This is a genomic window from Actinomadura rifamycini DSM 43936 (genome assembly GCF_000425065.1).
Taxonomy (GTDB): Bacteria; Actinomycetota; Actinomycetes; order Streptosporangiales; family Streptosporangiaceae; genus Spirillospora; species Spirillospora rifamycini.
This window is the reverse complement of sequence record NZ_AULB01000009.1, coordinates 67,770-82,583: the sequence shown is the minus strand read 5'-3', so window position 1 is coordinate 82,583 and position 14,814 is coordinate 67,770. Positions and strand designations below refer to the sequence as shown.

At 76.0% G+C, this 14,814-nt stretch carries 13 protein-coding genes; 4 read left to right on the top strand and 9 right to left on the bottom strand.

Annotated elements, in window-relative coordinates:
* Positions 1–94: 94 nt before the first annotated feature.
* The 8 genes from H505_RS0107185 to H505_RS0107150 all read right to left on the bottom strand — a co-directional run bounded on the left by H505_RS0107185 (position 95) and on the right by H505_RS0107150 (position 10,161).
* On the bottom strand, positions 95–439 hold the full coding sequence (locus tag H505_RS0107185; RefSeq protein WP_026401447.1) for a hypothetical protein: 345 nt from the start codon (positions 437–439) through the stop codon (positions 95–97).
* 123 nt (positions 440–562) lie between these two features.
* On the bottom strand, positions 563–1,783 hold the full coding sequence (locus H505_RS0107180; protein ID WP_026401446.1) for an FAD-dependent monooxygenase: 1,221 nt from the start codon (positions 1,781–1,783) through the stop codon (positions 563–565).
* Positions 1,780–3,183 carry an MFS transporter gene (locus tag H505_RS0107175; protein WP_026401445.1) on the bottom strand — a complete coding sequence of 468 codons (1,404 nt, stop codon included), beginning with the start codon at positions 3,181–3,183 and terminating at the stop codon, positions 1,780–1,782. The genes H505_RS0107180 and H505_RS0107175 overlap by 4 nt, the downstream gene beginning before the upstream one ends.
* Before the next feature lie 83 nt (positions 3,184–3,266).
* Positions 3,267–5,810 carry an ABC transporter permease gene (locus H505_RS0107170; RefSeq protein WP_026401444.1) on the bottom strand — a complete coding sequence of 848 codons (2,544 nt, stop codon included), beginning with the start codon at positions 5,808–5,810 and terminating at the stop codon, positions 3,267–3,269.
* Positions 5,807–6,646 (bottom strand): ABC transporter ATP-binding protein, encoded by an 840-nt coding sequence (locus H505_RS0107165; RefSeq protein ID WP_026401443.1) that lies wholly within the window; start codon positions 6,644–6,646, stop codon positions 5,807–5,809. The genes H505_RS0107170 and H505_RS0107165 overlap by 4 nt, the downstream gene beginning before the upstream one ends.
* Positions 6,647–6,771: 125 nt before the next feature.
* Positions 6,772–7,446, bottom strand: coding sequence for a response regulator (locus H505_RS0107160; RefSeq protein WP_026401442.1), 675 nt, complete (start codon positions 7,444–7,446; stop codon positions 6,772–6,774).
* Positions 7,443–8,657 (bottom strand): sensor histidine kinase, encoded by a 1,215-nt coding sequence (locus H505_RS0107155; RefSeq protein ID WP_026401441.1) that lies wholly within the window; start codon positions 8,655–8,657, stop codon positions 7,443–7,445. The genes H505_RS0107160 and H505_RS0107155 overlap by 4 nt, the downstream gene beginning before the upstream one ends.
* Before the next feature lie 235 nt (positions 8,658–8,892).
* Complete coding sequence (locus H505_RS0107150; RefSeq protein ID WP_034517009.1) at positions 8,893–10,161, bottom strand: MFS transporter; 1,269 nt, start codon at positions 10,159–10,161, stop codon at positions 8,893–8,895.
* 213 nt (positions 10,162–10,374) lie between these two features.
* On the opposite strand from H505_RS0107150, the gene H505_RS0107140 reads away from it, so the two are divergent.
* The 3 genes from H505_RS0107140 to H505_RS0107130 are packed head-to-tail and all read left to right on the top strand — an operon-like array spanning position 10,375 to position 13,222.
* Entirely contained in the window at positions 10,375–11,469 is a 1,095-nt protein-coding gene (locus H505_RS0107140) for a FecCD family ABC transporter permease (protein ID WP_211238414.1), read from the top strand.
* Entirely contained in the window at positions 11,469–12,251 is a 783-nt protein-coding gene (locus H505_RS0107135) for an ABC transporter ATP-binding protein (RefSeq protein ID WP_026401438.1), read from the top strand. The genes H505_RS0107140 and H505_RS0107135 overlap by 1 nt, the downstream gene beginning before the upstream one ends.
* Positions 12,248–13,222 carry an ABC transporter substrate-binding protein gene (locus H505_RS0107130; RefSeq protein WP_026401437.1) on the top strand — a complete coding sequence of 325 codons (975 nt, stop codon included), beginning with the start codon at positions 12,248–12,250 and terminating at the stop codon, positions 13,220–13,222. The genes H505_RS0107135 and H505_RS0107130 overlap by 4 nt, the downstream gene beginning before the upstream one ends.
* Positions 13,223–13,288: 66 nt before the next feature.
* Here H505_RS0107130 and H505_RS0107125 read toward each other — a convergent pair whose 3' ends face one another.
* Positions 13,289–14,362: a cation diffusion facilitator family transporter gene (locus H505_RS0107125; protein ID WP_034517105.1), complete on the bottom strand. Its 1,074-nt coding sequence runs from the start codon at positions 14,360–14,362 to the stop codon at positions 13,289–13,291.
* Positions 14,363–14,446: 84 nt separating this feature from the next.
* On the opposite strand from H505_RS0107125, the gene H505_RS0107120 reads away from it, so the two are divergent.
* The gene (locus tag H505_RS0107120) at positions 14,447–14,806 is read left to right on the top strand and encodes an ArsR/SmtB family transcription factor (protein WP_034517008.1); all 360 of its coding nucleotides are present in this window, start codon (positions 14,447–14,449) and stop codon (positions 14,804–14,806) included.
* Positions 14,807–14,814: the final 8 nt, after the last annotated feature.

The following is a 14,814-nucleotide window of genomic DNA, read 5'->3' as shown; positions in this document are numbered from 1 at the left end:
GCGGGACGCGCCGCTCGGGGCGGGCGGCCGCCGGGTGCTCACCTGCCGCCGCGCCCGCCCCAGACCTGCGCCACCAGGGCGGTGCCGGAGCCCATCAGGGCGACGCCGAGCGGGACGTGGACGGCGGTCGCGCCGTTCTCCCCGAGACTGAACTGGACGACGGTGAACACGGCCGTCGCCAGGGCGGCGGCGAGCGGGCGCGCCGCACCAGGATCGCCGCGGCGATGGTGACGAGGAGGGCGGCCACGAGGAAGCCGGACGCGTTCCGGTGGATCTCGCTCCCGTGCTCGGCGCCGTCCAGCAGCTGGCCGGCGGTGATCCCCTGGAGCAGCATGCAGGCGGCCACGAACGCGGTCGACGCTCTCAGCAGCCCGTGGAAGCGGGGCGGGACGGACGCCGCGGGTTCGCGGGCGGCGGCGGTGCGGGCGGACGACGACATCGTCTACTCCTCGGCTCTCGGCGCGTCGGTGGTCGCGGTTTCCCCGGGCCTCGCATGCCCGGGGAAAGCGCGGTCACCTAAAGACGCCTCCAGCGCGTCGAGTGTGACATCCGCCCGCCGCGCTCACGCGGCGGGCGTGAAGTCGGGCAGGGTGAGGGCCGAATGGGCCGGTCGCCCCTCCGCGGCGGGCATGGCGCCGAGGGCGCGCAGCCGCGCGTTCCGCTGCTCCAGGGCCCGGGCGGTGGTCGGGAAGAGCGCGGCGCCGCCCTCGCCGACCAGTCCCTGGTTCAGGGTGACGAACTCGCGGGTGCCGCGCTCGTAGGCGGCGAAGCCCGCGGCGGGGCCCCGGCCGGCCAGGGAACCGGCGAGCATGTACGCGCCGACGAGCGCGAGGCTGGTGCCCTGCCCGGTGAGGAACGAGGGGGCGTACGCGGCGTCGCCCACCAGCGCGACCCGGCCGGCGGACCAGCGGGGCATCCGGATCTGGCCGACACCGTCGAAGAACAGGTCGTCCGCGCCGCGCATGGCGGCCAGGATGCCCGGGACCTCCCATCCCGCGTCGGCGAAGACCTCGGCGACCAGTTCCCGCTGGGCTTCCGGGTCCGTGAACACCTCGGCCGGCGGTTCCCGCCGGGCGAAGTTCAGGAACGCGTGCACCTCGTCGCCGTCCTCGACGGCGTAGAGTGCCGCGGCCCTGCCCGGCGTGTTCCACATCACGGTCTCGTGGGAGAGCCCGAAGGTGTTGCGCATGGTGAACACGGCGAAGCAGTGGCCGAGGTACCGGTGGAACCGCTCCTCGGGGCCGAACAGCGCCTCGCGGGTGCGCGAGTGGGTGCCGTCCGCGCCGAACACCATGTCGAACGTCCGCTCGCCGCCGCTGCGGAAGGTGACGTCGACGCCGCTGCCGGACTGGTCGAGGGCGGCGATGGAGTCGTCGAACAGGAACTCGACGTCGTCCCGGACCGCCGTGTGCAGGACGTCGGTGAGGTCTCCGCGCCGCACCTCCAGGTCCCGTTCCGCGACGCCGCCGGTGACGGCGTGCGGGGCGACCGAGGCGACCTCGCCGCCGGCGCCGTCGAGGAAGGTCAGCCGGCGCAGGTCGACGTGCGCGTCCCGCAGCCGCGGCAGGACGCCCATCCGCCGGACGACCTCGAGCGCGGTGCCGCGCACGTCGACGGGGTAGCCGCCGCTGCGCGGCGCACCCGACTTCTCCACCACCGTGACGGCGTGCCCGTGGCGGTTCAGCCAGAACGCGAGGGCGGGGCCCGCGATGCCCGCCCCCGAGATCAGGGCGGTGCGCCGCGGCGCGGTACGGGCGGCCGTCGGCCGATCGGTGCGGGTCATTCTTCGGCTCCTTTGCTCATGGTGCGGACGGCGAGAAGGGACAGCGCCGTGACGGCGGCGGCGATGACGAAGCCGGTGACGAAGGCCGATTCGGCCGGGACGTCCGACCCCGCGGGGGTTCCGGCGGTGAGGAAGGCGCCGCTGATCTGGGCGCCCGCGGCGAAGCCGACCACGCGCGTCACCAGGACCAGGCCGGTGGCGGTGCCGGTGTCGCCGTGCTCGACGGACGCGGCCGTCCGGACGACCATCGCCGTGACGCACACGCCGCCGGCCAGGGCGATCAGCGCCTTGGCGACGACGAGGTGCCACACCTCGGTGTGCAGGAGCGCCAGGCCGGCCAGCGCGGCCGCCATGACGCCGATGCCGGCGGTGACCGCGGCTCCCGGGCCGAAGCGCCGCGCCGCGAGCCCGCCGAGCGGCCCGCTGATCGCCGCCGTGACGGCGCCGGGCAGCAGGTACCGCCCGATGTCGGTGGAATCGGCCCCGAAGCCGTACCCGTCGCCGGACACCGCGAACAGCTGCGGGACGAGGTACATCGGTACCGCGGTGCCCACGCAGACGGCGAACGTGATCACGTAGGAGCTCCATACCGCGGGCTTCGCGAGCATGCGCGGATCGACCATCGGCGAGGCCGCGCGGCGTTCCACGGCCGTCCATCCGGCGACGAGGGCGGCCAGGAGCAGGACGAGCGCGCCGAGCGCGAGCGGCCGCGAGCCGAGGTCGGGCGCCATCGAGAGCCCGAGCATGAGCGTCACCAGGACGCCGCTCAGCAGGGCCAGGCCGGGCAGGTCGATCCGGGCGCCCGAACGGGCCGGCGGGTCGTCCGGCATCAGCGCGCGGACGAGCAGGGTCGCCGCGACGACCGCGAGGGTCGGTATCGCGAACATCCAGTGGCGCGACAGCCCTTCCGCGATGGGCCCGGCGATCAGGGTGCCGAGCATGCCGCCGCCCACGAACAGTCCGCTGACCGTCCCGATGGCCACCTGCGACTCGCCCGCCGGGAGGTGCTTGCGCACCAGGATGAACGAGAGCGGCATCGCGCCGACCATCGCGCCCTGCAGTACCTGGCCGAGCAGCAGCACCGGCAGGTTCGGCGCCAGCGCGGACACCAGGCCGCCGGCCGCGACCACCGCCATGAGCCGGGTCATGACGCGTTTCCCGCCGTGCCGGTCGCCGAGGCCGCCCGCGACGGGCGCGACGAGCGCGCCGGTGATGAGCATCGCGATGCTGAGCAGCGCCCCTTGGGCGGGGCTGATCGACAGTTCGCGCTGCAGCAGCGGGAGCGTCGGCGCCACCACCGATTCCAGGGTGCCGGTGGCGGCCGCCAGCAGGCCGAGCGCTCCGACGGCGGCCTTCCCGATGCGGACCGGGGGGCCGGGGGGAGCGAGAGTTGCGGTCATGGACGTCCATACCTCCTTCGTCGTCGGGAGAGGTCGTGCGGGGCGGGAGCGGGCGTGGCGCCGCTCCCGCCCGGACGCGTGCGCTACGGCCGGCGGCGCAGGGCCGCGCGCGCCGTCAGCGTGACCGCGAGCAGCGCCAGGCCGACGGCAGCGCCCGCGAAGGACGCGTAGACCGGCGGGGGCACGTGGGGCGCCCCGCCGATCGTGCCGCGCGTCATCGGGATCAGCGTGGCCGCGGCGATCGCGGTGCCGAGGACCACGCCCGCCGCGGCGGCCAGCAGGGCCTCCCAGCGGAGCATCGCCAGCACCTGGCGGCGGGTGGAGCCGGCGAGGCGCAGCGCGTCCAGTTCGCGGCGGCGGTCGAGGACGGTCATCACCAGCGTGTTGACGGCGGCGACGGCGGCGAATCCGCCCAGCACCGCGGCCATCGCGCCGCCGGTCCACGCGCCCAGCTTCGCTTCGACATTCCGCTCGGCGGCGTGGCCCGAGGCGTCGGTGACGTCGCCCAGGGCGGCGAGCGGCGCCGCCTCGCCGCCCCGGACCAGCAGCGTGTCGTCGAAGGCCGAGGTGACGTGCCCGTCCAGGGACGCCCGGTCCATCGTCACCGCGGCCAGGCCGAGCCCGCGGCCGTAGACCGCGACGATCTCGGGGCTGGCCTCGGTGCCGTCGGGCAGGTAGAGCGGGAGCCGGTCGCCGACGCCCGCGCCCGCCGAGGCCGCGAGGGTCCGGTCGACGGCGACGCGGCCCTCGCCGAGCCGGCCGAGGTCGCCGTCGCGGACGTCCAGGTCCTGCACCTTCGCGAGCTCGGCGCCGGAGCCGGTGACGCCCTGGGCCGCCGCGCCCTGCAGCGACGCGAACGCGCCCGAGCCGACCGGCACCAGAACCTGCGTGTTCAGCAGGGCGACGGCGGCGTCCACCCCCGGCGCGCGGGCGGCGCGCGCGGCCGCGTCCGCCGGGAGCCCGGCCGGGGCCGTGACCACGTGGTCGGCGACCATGCCCGCGCGCAGCTGCTCGTCGGCGGCGTGGTTCTGGGTCGTGTGCGTGAAGACGAGCGTCGAGGCGAACGCCATGCCGAGCACGATCGGGGTGATCGCGGAGGCGAGTCGGGCCGCGCCGGCGCGGGAGTGGGCGGCCGCGAGCTCGGCGGCCGGGCCCGCGCCGCGCAGCGGCAGGCCGAACAGGCCCGCGAACAGCCGCGCCACCGGCGGGCCGAGCAGCGCGACCGCGAGCATGAAGAGCATGACGACGCCGAGGGCGGCGCCCGCCGCGTCATCCCCGGCGGAGTTCGCGGACACGCCGGTGAGGACGCCGCCGCCGGCGAGGGCGGCGACCCCCAGCGCGGTGCGGACCGCCCCGGGCCGCAGCCGCGCCACCGACGCCTCGGTCAGCGCCCGTCCGGGCCTGATCCGCGCGGGGCGGCGCCCGGCCGCCCAGCCCGCGGCGAGCGCGGTGAGCAGCCCCGCGCCGACGGCGGCCAGCAGCGGGACGCCGGAGACGTGCAACCGCACCGCCTCGGGGATCGCGCCGCGGTCCCGCAACTGCCCGAACCACCAGTGCGCCAGCCCGATGCCGGGCAGGCAGCCGACGGTCCCGGCGAGCGGCGCGACGAGCAGCGCCTCGGACGCGACCGCGCGGCGGATCTGCCGCGGGGTGGCGCCGACGGCGCGCAGCAGCGCGAACTCGCGGGCCCGCTGCGACACCGACAGGGCGACGGTCCCGGCCGCGGTGAGGATCGCGACGATGGCGGCGATGCCGCCGAAGGACGCGCCGATCCCGAAGAGCGTCTCCCGGGCGCGGCCGAGGCCGGGGTCCTCGACGGCGCCGCGGTCGTCGCCGAGGCTGACCTGGGCGCCGGAGCCGGCCAGGGCCTTCCGCACTGAGCCCGCGAGCGCCGCGGCGCCGGTGCCGCGTTCCGCCAGCACGGCGATGGCGTCCGCTTCGCCGGGGTGGCCCGCGAGCGCGGGGGCCCGGGCGTCGTCGAACCAGGCGACGGCGCCCGCGGCACCGGCGTCCCGGGCCGTGTCCGCGGGTCCGGGTTCGGCGAGGCCCGCGACGCGGAAGTCCCGCCGCCCGGCGGCGGTCTCCAGCGCGACGGTGTCGCCGACGGCGACCCCCGCGGCGCGGGCCGTCCCGGCGTCCAGCACGACGTCGCCGTCGCGGGGCGCGGAGCCCGCGGTCAGCTCGGCGCCGGTGAAGAGGTGCGAGCCCCATCCGTGCGCGGTGAGCGCGCCGCCCGGGACGCGCAGTTCCCGGGCGCCGCGCCCCGCTCGTCCGTCCGCCGTGCGCACCGGGAAGGTGAAGTCGGGGACGGCGGCGGCCGCGCCCGGCGCCCGGGCGGCCTTCGCCGCCAGCCCGGCGTCCACCCGCGCCCGGTCGGGCAGCGGGACCGCCTCCTCCTCGCGGTCCTCGCCGTCGCCGGTGACCAGGCGCACGTGCTGGTCCGCCGCCGCGACCACCGGCGCGTCCGCGTACCGCTCCGGCGGCACCGACGCCCGCAGCCCGGTCTCGAGCAGGATCCCGCAGGCCGAGACGATCAGCGCGGACATCAGCAGCGCCAGGAAGGTGCCCGCGAACGACGCGGGCCTGAACCGGACGGCTTCGCGGGCGAGGCCGTTGGTGAGCCTCACGCCGCCGCCCCCGCCGTCGCGCCCGTGCGGGAGGGACGGGCGGTGAGGGCCGCCATCCGCGCCGCGATGTCCGCCGCCGAGCCGCCCTGCAGGTCGCCGGCGAAGGCGCCGGCGGCGAGGAACAGCACGCGGTCGGCGCGGGCCGCCGCGGCCGGGTCGTGGGTGACCATGACGACGGTGGCGCCGAGGGCGTCCACCGCGTGCCGGAGCAGGCCGAGGACCTCGGCGGCGGTCCCGGTGTCGAGGGCACCGGTGGGCTCGTCCGCGAAGATCACGTCGGGGCGGGCGACCAGGGCGCGGGCGACGGCCACGCGCTGCTGCTGGCCGCCGGAGAGCTCGCCGGGCCGGCGCTTCGCCGCGCCGGCGAGCCCGACCCGCGCGAGCGCCTCGGCCGCCCGCCGCGGGTCCCGGCGGCGCCCGGCGAGGCGCATGGGCAGCAGGACGTTCTGCTCCACGGTCAGCGACGGCAGCAGGTTGAACGCCTGGAAGACGAAGCCGAGGCGGGCGCGGCGGAGCTCGGTGAGCCTGTTCTCGCTCATCCCGGTGATCTCCGTGCCGCCCAGGCGCACCGACCCCGCCGACGGCCGGTCGAGCCCCGCGGCGCACTGCAGGAACGTCGACTTGCCCGACCCGGACGGCCCCATGACAGCGGTGAACGTGCCCGCCGGCAGCGCGAGGTCGATGCCCGCGAGGGCGTCGACCGCGCCCGCGCCGCGCCCGTACCGCCGCCGCACGCCGCGCAGTTCGACGGCGGGCGGTGCGACGGCGGGTCCGGGTGCGGCGGCCGGGGCCTCCGGCCTCTCGTCCGCTTTCCGCTTGCCGCTGCGTAGCCTCATCTTCCGCCCTTTCGCCGTTCTCCTGTACCGACCGGTGGAGTGTGCGAGGGCGGTCGCGGGCCGGGCGTCATACCCGGGAGCCGATGTGGGGGTGCTACGCCGGTGGGGGGTGGTGCAGAGGCGTCCTACTCGCCGGGGGTCACCAGCCCCGACTCGTACGCGAAGACCACCGCCTGGGCGCGGTCGCGCAGGTCGAGCTTGGTGAGGACGCGGCTCACGTGCGTCTTCACCGTCTGCTCGGCCAGCACCAGCGTCTCGGCGATCTCCGAGTTGGACATGCCGCGCGCCACCAGGCCGAGGACCTCGGTCTCGCGTTCGGTCAGGGCGTTGAGCCGCAGCGCGGGCTTGCCCCGGGCGGGGGGACGCTGCCGGGCGAAGTCCGCGATGAGGCGGCGCGTCACCGAGGGGGCGAGCAGCGCGTCGCCGGCGGCGACGACGCGCACCGCCGCGATGAGGTCGGCGGGCGGCGCGTCCTTCAGCAGGAAGCCGCTCGCGCCCGCCCGCAGCGCCTCGTAGACGTAGTCGTCGACGTCGAACGTGGTCAGCATCAGGACGCGCGGGCGGTGCGCCGCGCCCGGCGAGGGCGCAAGGAGGCGGCGCGTGCCCTCCAGGCCGTCCATCTCGGGCATGCGGACGTCCATCAGCACGACGTCGGGGCGGGTGCGCCGGCTCAGCTCGACGCCCTGCGCGCCGTCGGGGGCCTCGCCCACCACTTCGATGTCGCTCTGGGCCGCCAGCAGTGCGGCGAAGCCGGCCCGCACCATGGCCTGGTCGTCGACGATGATGACGCGCGTCGTCACGTGGGATCCTTTTCGGTCAGGGGTAGGTGTGCGGCCACGCGGAACCCGCCGTCCGGCAGCGGTCCCGCTTCGAGGGTGCCGCCGACGAGCCGCACCCGTTCGCGCATGCCGACGAGGCCGTGGCCGGTGCCGCGCTCCTCCAGCGGCGCGGCGGGCGGTTCGGGCGGGGGCCCGTTGACGACGAGGACGGCGAGCCGCCGCCCGTCCTCGGCCACCGTCACCCGCGTCGGAGCGCCCGGCGCGTGCCGGACGACGTTCGCGAGGGCCTCCTGGACGATGCGGTACGCGGAGAGCCCGACCGCCTCGGGCACGTCGGCGTCGCACGCGGAGTACTCGACCGGCACGCCCGCCCGCACCGTCGCCTCGGCGATCTGCGCGATCCGCGTCAGGCCCGGCTGGGGCGCGAGCTCGCCGTGCGCCTCCTCGTTCCGCAGCACGCCGAGGAGCCGCCGCATCTCGCCGAGCGACTCCCGCGCGGTCGCCGCGATGGACGTGAACTCCTCCTGCGCGTCCGGCGGCAGCCCGTCGAGGCGGTACACCGAGGTGTCCGCCTGCACCGTGATGACGGACATGTGGTGCGCCACCACGTCGTGCAGCTCGCGCGCGATGCGGGCACGCTCCTCCAGCAGCGTCCGCCGCTCGCGCTCGGCCTCGCTGATCGTCTCCTGCTCGGCCAGCCTGCGCTGCGCCTCGTACCGCTCGCGCAGCGCGCCGCCGAGGACGAGCGCGACGCCGCCGAGGATCGTGAGCAGCGTGTCCCGGGCGGTCGCGCCGTGGGGCGCGGCGAACCCGAGGCCGACGCTCGCGCCCGCCGTCGCCAGCCACACCAGCAGCAGCGTCCGGCGCGACTCGCGCAGGCCGAGGGCGAGGCAGAGGCCGACGTACCCGACGATCTCCATGGGCGGGAACGGCCAGAGGAGCCGCTCCTCGAAGTCGACGGTGAGCAGGACGAGCGCCCCGGCCACGTCCGCGGCGAAGACGATGCACCAGGCGCGCAGCGGACGGACGACGGCCAGCAGCAGCGGCGCCGCCTGCGCGACGGCGAGCGCCCCCGCGACGGCGCCGTCCAGGCCGTAGTCGGCGCTGAGCACCGTGATCGTCGTGGGCAGCAGGGCGACGCAGAGCAGGAACGCGACGCCCCACGGGAGCAGCCGCACCGACCGGCGCGACGCCCCGGCGAACAGCGCGCGCGGGGGTTCCTCGGACGTCATGGACGCCAGCCTATGGCCGGCCGCCGGCCCCCGGAGGGGGCCGCGTCGCGGCGGCCCTCACGGGGGTGCGGCGAAGCTGTGCCGGGGTGCATCCGTCTCCCTCGGTCTCGTCGGCGGTGGGAGGGAGGAGGGTAGGAAGCCGACGGTGGCGGACGCGTCACGCCGGGGAGCCGACTCGAAGCGCTACCCCGGTAGCGGGTGTCCTCCGCGAGGAGGAGACCGTCGGGACGGGCTCCTATATTCGACAACCGTCCGTAGTCGGGTCGCGCGGCTCGGCGGAGAAGCGGCGGCTGCCGGGGACGAGCGCCGCGGCGACGGGGGCCAGGAGGCAGACGGCCGCGCACGCGCCGAGGACGGGCTCGGGACCGAAGGCGTCCATGGCGGGCGCGATGAGGACGAGCCCGAGCGGGGCGAGCCCGTACGACAGCAGGAAGTCCAGGGACGAGACGCGGGCCAGCTTCCCCGGCTCGACCTCCCGCTGCGCGGCGGTGAACCAGGGCACGTTGAACAGCTCGATACCGATCCCGGTGACGGCGTAGGCGGCGATGACCACCCACGGGTGCACGGGCAGCAGCAGGGCGAGCGGCGCGAGGGTGTAGAGGGCCAGGCCGGCCAGTGCGTTCCAGCCCTCGGCGCGGGGGCGCCGGCGGGCGACGACCACGGCGCCGATCAGCGCGCCGACGATGTAGGCGGTCGCGGCGCCGGCCAGCACCGCCGCGCCGCCGTACCGGTCGCGGCTGATCAGCGGCAGCGCCACGCCGGTGGCCGAGTAGCCGGTGGCGATGACCGCGGTCAGCGCGGCCAGGCCGGCCAGGAACCACGGATGCCGCCGCGCCTCGGCCACGCCCTCGGCGAACTCGGCGAGGAATCCCGCCCGGTCCCGCCCCGCGGCGCCCGGCGCCGGGCCGCCCGGCGGGGGCGCCAGCGCCGCCGCCAGCCAGAGCAGGGCGATGCCGAGCAGCAGCCCGCGGGCGTCCAGGACCGTCGCGAGCAGGGCGGTCACGGCGGGGGCGACGAGCGTGGTCCCCCGGACGGCCAGGGTCATGGCGGCGTTGGCCCGCTGCCGCCGCGCCGCCTCCACCACCTCGGCCGTCAGTGCCTGGAACGCCGGACGGCACGCGCCCTGACCGGCTCCCGAGAGGGCGGCGGCGAGGGCCATGAGCACCGCCGAGCGCCCCAGCCCGAGCGCGATCAGCGGCGTCGCGGCGGCGGCGGACAGCCCCGCCCACAGCACCGTCTCGCGGCGCGACCGGCGGTCGGCGAGCACGCCGCCGACCGGCACCGCCGCCAGGAACCCGACCGTCCGGGCGGCGAGCACGAGGCCCAGCGCGGACGGGGACAGGGAGCGCTCCAGTACCGCGAGACCGAGCACGAACGGCAGCGCCCATGTCGCGAGACCCGAGGCCGTGTGCCCCGTCCAGAGACGCAGGAACGCCGGATCGCGCATAACGGAGCGTCCGGGGGCGTCTCGTCCGGGGGCCGCCGGGGGCGGTGCCGTCGTCATGGTGCCTTCGTCATGGTGCCGTCTCCTGCCGCGCGGCCCGCACTCCGTGCCGGGACGGGGGCGATTTCGATAATCATTACCGTTATAGCTACCACAGGCGGCCCGCTTCCGGCCGGGGTGCCGCCGCCCGGACGACGCCCGTCCCGTACTCCCGGACGATCTCGACGTGGTACATTCTGCAACGAAAATCGTTTTCATTATCGAAAGGGTGGCATGTCCTCGACCGCTCTTTCCGTGGCCGCGGCGCGGACCGGGGCCCGCGAACGGATCGCCTCACGGACCGGGCTGATGGCGCTGTGCGGCGTCCTGGCCCTGGTCCTGGCGGCGTCGATCGTGGTCGCCGTCGGGCTCGGCGCCGCGGTGATCGGCCCCCTGGACACGGCGCGCTACCTGTGGGCGGCCCTCACCGGCGGGACGATCGAGGCCGAAGAGGCGGCGGCCTACCAGATCGTCTGGCGGATCCGGACGCCGCGCGTCCTGCTGGCGGCGCTCGTGGGCGCGGGCCTGAGCGCGGTCGGCGTCGCGATCCAGGCGATCGTCCGCAACGCGCTCGCCGACCCGTACGTGCTCGGCGTCTCGTCCGGAGCGTCCGTGGGCGCGGTGAGCGTCGGCGTCACGGGCGGCCTCGCCGGGCTCGGCGTGTACGCGGTGTCGGCCGGCGCGTTCGCCGGCGCCGCGGCGGCCGCGCTGCTGGTCTACCTCGCCGCGCTCGGCCGGGGCGGGCTCTCGCCGCTGCGGCTCGTCCTGACGGGCGTGGCGATGTCCCTCGGCTTCCAGGCGCTGATGAGCGTGATCGTCTACTTCGCCCCGGACGGCGAGGCCAGCAGCATGATCCTGTACTGGACGATGGGCGGCTTCGGCGCCGCGTCCTGGGGCTCCCTGCCGGTGGTGGCCGCGGTCGTCCTGCCGGCCGTGTTCGTCCTCCACCGGTACGGGCGCGTGCTGGACGCGCTGGCGCTCGGCGACGAGACCGCCGCGAGCCTCGGCGTCGGCCCCGACCGGCACCGCCGGGTCCTCCTGCTGCTCGTCTCCCTGGCCACGGGCGCGATGGTCGCGGTGAGCGGCGCCATCGGGTTCGTGGGGCTGGTCATGCCGCACCTGGTGCGGATGGTCGTCGGCGCCGTCCACGCCCGCGTCCTCGCCGTGGCCCCGCTGACGGGCGCGATCTTCATGGTGTGGGTCGACCTGGCGTCGCGGACGGCGGCGGCCCCCCGCGAACTGCCGCTGGGCGCCATCACCGCGCTGGTCGGGGTGCCGGTGTTCATCGGCCTGCTGCGCCGCCGGGCCTACGCGTTCGGAGGGCGCTGATGGATCTCGTGCTGACCGGGCTGACGGTCGTGACCGACGGCCGGAGCCTGGTGGACGACCTGTCGCTGGACGTCCCGAGCGGGCGCGTCGTGGGTCTGGTCGGCCCCAACGGAAGCGGCAAGTCGACCGCGCTCCGCTGCGTCTACCGCGCCCTGCGGCCCACCCGCGGCACCGTCTTCCTCGGCCGGGACGACCTGGCGGGCCTGCCGCCGCGGCGGAGCGCCCGGATCGTCGCGGCGATGACCCAGGACGGCGCGGTCGAACTCGACTACACCGTCGAAGAGGTCGTCGCCCTGGGACGCGTTCCGCACGGGCGCGGCAACGCTCCCCTCACGCGCCGGGAACGGGAGCTGTGCGAGAGGGCGATGGACCGCCTCGGCATCGCCCATCTCGCCCGGCGCGGGATCCTCGGCCTGTCCGGCGGCGAACGGCAGCGCGTCCTGCTGGCGCGGGCGCTGGTCCAGGAGCCGCGCATCCTCGTGCTGGACGAGCCGACCAACCACCTCGACGTACGGCACCAGATCGAACTGCTGGCGCTGCTGAAGGACGTCGGGCTCACCGTGCTCGTCGTCCTGCACGACCTCAATCTCGCCGCCGCGGTCTGCGACCGGATCGGCGTCCTGTCGCGGGGACGGCTCGTCAGGGCCGGAACGCCCTGGAACGTTCTCACCCCCGAAACGGTCGCCGACGTCTTCGGCGTCGAGGTCACCGTCGTCCCGCACCCGCTGTCGGGCTCCCCGCAACTCCTGTACTCCCTCCCTGTCGAAAGGTCCCGGCCATGAAACGAGCAATCGCGACCGCGATCGGTGCCGTGCTGGTCCTCGGCGCCTGCGGCGCCGACGTGGAATCGGACGCCGCCGCCGAGAAGCGGAAGGTGAAAAGGTGCGGGGAGACGGTCGAGTACGCGGTTCCGAAGAGGGCGGTCGCCTACGAGGGCGGCAGTGCCGACAAGCTCTTCAGCCTGGGGCTCACCGAGCACGTCCGCGGCTACGTCATGCCGCCCGCCAACCCTCCGGTCGGCGAGTCCCCCTGGGCCGCCGAGTACGCGAAGGTCGAGATGCTGAGCGACGACCTGCTGAACAAGGAGATCGTCGTCCAGGCCGAGGCGGACTTCGTCGTGGCCGGCTGGAACTCGGGGTTCAGCCCGCAGCGCGGCATCACGCCGGAGATCCTCGACGGGCTCGGGATCCAGAGCTTCATGCACACCGAGAGCTGCTTCAACTACCCGGGGCACCCCGAGCGGCTCGCGCCCTTCGACGCGCTGTACACCGACCTGGAGCGGCTCGGCCGGATCTTCCGCGTCGAGGACAGGGCGGCCGAGCTCGTCGCCGGCCTGAAGCGGCGGGCCGAGGCGGTGCGGGCGGCCGCGCCCGAGGGCGACCCGGTACCGGTGTTCCTCTACGACTCCGGCACCGACCGGCCGCTCACCGCGGGCGGCCAGGTGCCGCCCAACGACATCATCGAGACCGCGGGCGGGCGCAACATCTTCGACGGTCTCCGGCAGCGCTGGACGCAGGTGGGCTGGGAGGCGGTCGCGGAGGCCCGGCCGGAGGTCGTCATGGTCCTGGACTACGGCGACCGGCCCGCCGCCGAGAAGATCGAGTTCCTCCGGAACTCGCCGCACACCCGCGACCTGCCCGCGATCGAGAAGGACAACATCTTCATCCTCGACTACAACGAGGGCATCAGCGGGCCGCGCAACATCGACGGCCTGGAGAAGTTCGGGAAGTACCTGCGGTCGCTCGACCGATGACCCCGCCGCCCGCACCCCGGACGGCACGCGCGTCCGGGGCCGCCGGCGGGCCGGACGACCGGGCGGTCACGCCGTTATGTGGTGCGCCAGCGCGAGGTGCGGGTCGGGGCCGTCCGCCGCCGGGGCCGGGTCGGCGTGCACGAGCGCCGCGGACAGCTTGGGGACGGCGTGCAGCAGGGCGTGTTCGGCGTCGACGGCGATGTCGTGGGCCTGCCGGACGGTGAGGTCGGCGTCGACGACGACGGCGACCTCGGCCCGCAGCCGGTGGCCGATCCACCGCATGCGCAGCTCGCCGACCTCCCGCACGCCCCGCACCCGCCGCAGCGACTCCTCGGCGCGGTCGAGGAGGGCGGGGTCGACGGCGTCCATGATCCGGCGGAACACCTCGCCCGCGGCGTCCCGCAGCACCAGCAGGATCGCCGCGGTGATCAGCAGGCCGACGACCGGGTCGGCGTACCGCCAGCCGAGGGCGGCGCCGGCGGCGCCGAGCAGCACGGCCAGCGAGGTGAACCCGTCGGTCCGGGCGTGCAGCCCGTCGGCGACCAGGGCCGCCGACCCGATCCGGCGGCCGACGCGGATCCGGTAGCGGGCCACCCACTCGTTGCCGAGGAACCCGACGACGGCGGCCGCGGCCACGGCGCCGACGTGGTCCACGTCGCGGGGGTCGAGCAGGCGGTCCACGGCCGTCCACCCGGCGAACGCGGCGGAGGCGGCGATCGTCAGCACGATGACGATGCCCGCCAGGTCCTCCGCGCGTCCGTACCCGTAGGTGAACCCGCGGGACGCCGCGCGCCGCCCGAGGACGAACGCCACGCCGAGCGGCACGGCGGTCAGGGCGTCCGCGGCGTTGTGCACGGTGTCGCCCAGCAGCGCGACCGAACCGGACACCGCGACGATCCCCGCCTGCGCGACCGCCGTCACGCCCAGCACGGCCAGCGAGATCCACAGAGCGCGGATTCCTCGCGCCGACGACTCCAGCGCCGTGTCGACCTTGTCGGACGGGTCATGGGAGTGCGGCGCCATCCGATGCCGCCACCGGGCGGGACGTCCGCCCGCACCGTGGTCGTGCCGGTGCGCGCGGACGCCGTGCGGGTGCGCCTCGTGTTCGTGCGGACGCCGGTGCTCGTGATGCTCGCTCATCTGCATGCCTCCAAGGAGGGACGACGCACGACCGCGGCGAGGCGCCGGGTGGACACGGGCCTCCCCTCACCCCATTATGTGCATATGAGCGCACGCATGCATCTATCACCTGCATCCGAGCCGCACCTGCACAAACCGGGCGAGGAGCAGTTCGCCCTCGCCGCCGAGCTGCTGGCCCTCCTCGGCGACCGCACGCGCCTCGTCCTGCTGCACCGCCTGGCCGCCGGCGAGGCCGACGTGTCCACGCTGACCGAGGTCTGCGGCGCCGCGCGTCCCGCCGTCAGCCAGCACCTGGCCCGCCTGCGGCTGGCCGGCCTGGTCACCACCCGCAAGGAAGGCCGCCGGGTCGTCTACGCCCTCCGCGACGGCCACCTGCGCCGGCTGGTCGACGAAGCGCTCAGCGTGGCCGACCACCGCCTCACCGACAGGCCCGCACACGAGTGAGCACGCGT

Excerpts from the sequence above, each read along its gene's own strand:
- H505_RS0107185 (WP_026401447.1), bottom strand. The coding sequence starts at position 439 with ATGTCGTCGTCCGCCCGCACCGCCGCCGCCCGCGAACCCGCGGCGTCC.
- H505_RS0107180 (WP_026401446.1), bottom strand. The coding sequence starts at position 1,783 with ATGACCCGCACCGATCGGCCGACGGCCGCCCGTACCGCGCCGCGGCGC.
- H505_RS0107175 (WP_026401445.1), bottom strand. The coding sequence starts at position 3,183 with ATGACCGCAACTCTCGCTCCCCCCGGCCCCCCGGTCCGCATCGGGAAG.
- H505_RS0107165 (WP_026401443.1), bottom strand. The coding sequence starts at position 6,646 with ATGAGGCTACGCAGCGGCAAGCGGAAAGCGGACGAGAGGCCGGAGGCC.
- H505_RS0107155 (WP_026401441.1), bottom strand. The coding sequence starts at position 8,657 with ATGACGTCCGAGGAACCCCCGCGCGCGCTGTTCGCCGGGGCGTCGCGC.
- H505_RS0107150 (WP_034517009.1), bottom strand. The coding sequence starts at position 10,161 with ATGACGACGGCACCGCCCCCGGCGGCCCCCGGACGAGACGCCCCCGGA.
- H505_RS0107140 (WP_211238414.1), top strand. The coding sequence starts at position 10,375 with ATGTCCTCGACCGCTCTTTCCGTGGCCGCGGCGCGGACCGGGGCCCGC.
- H505_RS0107135 (WP_026401438.1), top strand. The coding sequence starts at position 11,469 with ATGGATCTCGTGCTGACCGGGCTGACGGTCGTGACCGACGGCCGGAGC.
- H505_RS0107130 (WP_026401437.1), top strand. The coding sequence starts at position 12,248 with ATGAAACGAGCAATCGCGACCGCGATCGGTGCCGTGCTGGTCCTCGGC.
- H505_RS0107125 (WP_034517105.1), bottom strand. The coding sequence starts at position 14,362 with ATGAGCGAGCATCACGAGCACCGGCGTCCGCACGAACACGAGGCGCAC.
- H505_RS0107120 (WP_034517008.1), top strand. The coding sequence starts at position 14,447 with ATGAGCGCACGCATGCATCTATCACCTGCATCCGAGCCGCACCTGCAC.